This is a genomic window from Streptomyces sp. NPDC042364 (genome assembly GCF_056437585.1).
Window position 1 is genome coordinate 1 of sequence record NZ_JBWKAJ010000052.1, and the last position, 2,257, is coordinate 2,257.

1 protein-coding gene is annotated in these 2,257 nt (G+C 71.1%); it reads left to right on the forward strand.

The genetic code is table 11. The features are described from left to right. Positions 1-2,257 (forward strand): type I polyketide synthase (locus tag AC067N_RS38840; protein WP_478683672.1); only part of this gene is annotated, 2,257 nt, incomplete at both ends.

Sequence of the window (2,257 nt, forward strand, 5' to 3'; positions counted from 1 at the left end):
GGGGTATCGGTGTGGACTGGACGGCGGTTCTGGCCGGTCAGGACGCCCGCACCATCCCGCTGCCCACCTACGCCTTCCAACGGCGGCGCTACTGGTTCGACGGCAGCACAACCCGACGTCCCACTCCTGCCCTCGGGGCGCTCGGCGGGTCGAACGAATCCGACGACGTCATCCCCATGCCGGAGCGCCACAACGACTGGGTGCAGCGGATCCGCGCCCACGCCGCCGCCGTGCTCGGGCATGCCACAGCCGGCGACGTCGACTCGACCCTGACTTTCAAGGCGCTGGGTTTCGACTCCGCGACCTCGGTCGAACTGCGCAACCGGCTGGTCGCGGACACGGGACTCTCCCTGCCGGCCGCTGTTCTCTTCGATCACCCCACTCCCCGGGCACTCGCCCGCCATGTGCGCCAACTGCTGCACGGAGACGGAGAACCAGCCCCGGAGAACGCGGCGGACTCCCTGTCGGTCTCCGACGACGACCCGATCGCCGTCGTGGCCATGGGCTGCCGTCTGCCCGGTGGCATCCGCACCCCGGAAGAGCTGTGGGAACTGCTCTGCGCCGGCGATGACACGATCTCCGCGTTTCCCGCCGACCGGGGATGGGATCTGGACAACCTGTATGACCCCGACCCGGAGCAGCACGGGACCACTTATGCGCGCTCAGGCTCGTTCCTGTACGACGCCGGTGACTTCGACCCCGGCTTCTTCGGTATCTCGCCGCGCGAGGCCGTCGCCATGGACCCGCAGCAGCGCCTGCTGCTGGAGGCCTCCTGGGAGGCACTGGAACGGGCGGGGATCGACCCTGAGACGGTCCGTGAGCGCGACGGCGGTGTGTTCGTCGGACTCATGCAGCAGGAGTACGGTCCCGGACTGCACCTGGCCCCCCAGTCCGTTGACGGCTACCTCCTGACCGGCACCTCCTGCAGTGTGGCGAGCGGACGGATCGCCTACGTCCTCGGCCTGCGCGGACAGGCGGTGACCGTGGACACGGCGTGCTCGTCGTCGTTGGTGGCCCTGCATATGGCGGTCCAGGCGCTGCGCGCCGGCGAGTGCTCGTTCGCGCTGGCCGGCGGCGCGACCGTGATGGCGGAGCCCGGCATCTTCGTGGAGTTCAGCAGGCAGCGGGGTCTCGCGCCGGACGGTCGCTGCAAGCCGTTCGCGGCGGGCGCCGACGGCACCGGCTGGGGCGAGGGTGTGGGCGTGCTGCTGCTGGAGCGGCTCTCGGACGCGCGGCGCAACGGTCATCCGGTGCTGGCGGTGGTGCGCGGGTCGGCGGTCAACCAGGACGGTGCGAGCAACGGCCTGACCGCGCCCAACGGTCCCTCACAGGAGCGGGTGATCCGGGCGGCCCTCGCCAAGGCCGGGCTGTCCGCCGCCGAGGTGGACGCGGTGGAGGCGCACGGCACGGGCACGACGCTGGGCGATCCGATCGAGGCGCAGGCCCTGCTGGCGACCTACGGCCAGGGCAGGGACCCGGAACGGCCCCTGTGGCTGGGCTCGTTGAAGTCCAACATCGGCCACACGCAGGCCGCGGCGGGCGTGGTCGGTGTGATGAAGATGGTGCTGGCGATGCAGCACGGGCTCCTTCCGCAGACGCTGCATGTCGACGAGCCGACTCCGCACGTCGACTGGTCGGCGGGGTCGGTGTCGTTGCTGACGGAGGCGGTGGAGTGGCCGCGTGCCGAGGGGCGTCCGCGTCGGGCCGGTGTGTCGTCCTTCGGGATCAGCGGGACGAACGCGCATGTGGTGTTGGAGGAGGCTCCTGCTCCTGCTCCTGCTCCTGCTCCTGCTCCTGCTCCTGCTCCTGCTCCTGCTCCTGCTTCGGCTTCGGGGGTGGGGGAGCCGGCTGCTGAGTCGGGGCGTGCGGACGTGGCTCCGGTGCTGGTGGCGGGTGGTGTGGTGCCGTGGGTCCTCTCGGGTCGTGGGGGTGAGGCGCTCGCGGGTCAGGCGGCCCGTCTGGGCGCGGTGGTCGGTGACGGTGTGCGTCCGGTGGATGTGGCGTGGTCGTTGGCGGCGACGCGTACGGCGTTCGAGGACCGGGCCGTGGTGCTGGGGGTGGAACGGGACGATCTCCTCCTTGGGGCCAGGGCGCTGGCGTCGGTGGACGGCGTGACGCCGTCGACCGTGGTGCGGGGACGGGCCGTTCGTGCTGTCGATGACGTGGTGTTCGTGTTTCCGGGTCAGGGTGCGCAGTGGGTTGGTATGGGGCGGGAGTTGTGGGATGTCTCGCCGGTGTTCGCTGCGTCGATGGAGGC